Below are 1,027 nucleotides of genomic sequence, written 5' to 3' on the forward strand. Positions count from 1 at the left end.
CCTCGCCCACCTCGCCCACCTCGCCCACCTCGCCCACCTCGCCCACCTCGCCCGCGATGGTCTGGTCCGACTCGGGTCGCGGTGCTCGTCCCGGGGCGTCGCCGGTGGTCCCGTCGGGTGAGCGCGTGGTGGACCTGGCCGCCGTGCAGGAGTTCCCGCTGCCCGGGGTCGACCTCGCGGCGCTGGTCGCGATGCTCGGCTCGGTGCCGGTCGCCGAGGTGTCCGGGGCCGCGCTGGTCAACGGGGTGGCGGCCTGGCAGCAGGTCGTCACGATGGCCCAGGCCGCCCAGGCGGTCTGGGTCCGTGAGCTGCAGGCCCGCACCCCGGACGCGCTGCGGCACGTCCCCGACGAGCTCGCGTGCGTCCTGGTGTCCACCAAGCGGCACGCAGAGAACACGTTCCTGCGCGCCTGGGGCACCGGACAGCACCCGGCCCTGGCCGACGCGTGGGCGGCCGGGGCGATCGACACCCGCAAGGTCGACGCGATTCTGGATGAGCTCCACCGATCCGGCACGGCGCTGGCCGGGCTACAGGTCGACGCGGTGGTGGCCGATGCGGTGCACCGGGCCACCGAGATGACCGGACCCCAGCTGACCCGGCACCTGCGCGCCACCCTGATCGCCGCCGACCCCGCCGTCGCCGAACAACGCCGGCTGGTCGAGCGACAGCGGCGCGGCGTGTTCCTGGAGCTGGCCCCCGACGCGATGGCCCGCCTGATCGCCTACCTGCCCGCCGCCGACGCCACCGCCGCATTCACCGCCATCGACGCCCTGGCCGGGCACGCCGGCGTGGACGGCGACACCCGCAGCATCGACCAACGCCGCGCCGACGCGTTCAGTGACGTGTTCACCTCGATCCTGGACCGGCAGACCACCCCGGACGGCACCGCCCTGCCCACCCGGCACGGGCAACGGGTCGCCCTGCAGGTCACCGTCGCCGCCACCACCCTCGCCGGCCTGGACGACCACCCCGCCACCCTCGGCTCCTACGGGCCGATCCCCGCCCAGGTCGCCCGCGAGCTCGCCCA

Annotated in this window: 1 protein-coding gene; it reads left to right on the forward strand. The window is 75.6% G+C overall.

Annotated elements, in window-relative coordinates; all coding sequences use genetic code 11:
* Nucleotides 1–125 precede the first annotated feature (125 nt).
* Nucleotides 126–1,027, forward strand: a 902-nt coding sequence (locus HP550_RS00110; RefSeq protein WP_210767467.1) for a DUF222 domain-containing protein, incomplete at its 3' end; no start/stop codon positions are given.

This window comes from Cellulomonas humilata, assembly GCF_013359775.1.
GTDB classification, from domain to species: domain Bacteria; phylum Actinomycetota; class Actinomycetes; order Actinomycetales; family Cellulomonadaceae; genus Cellulomonas; species Cellulomonas humilata.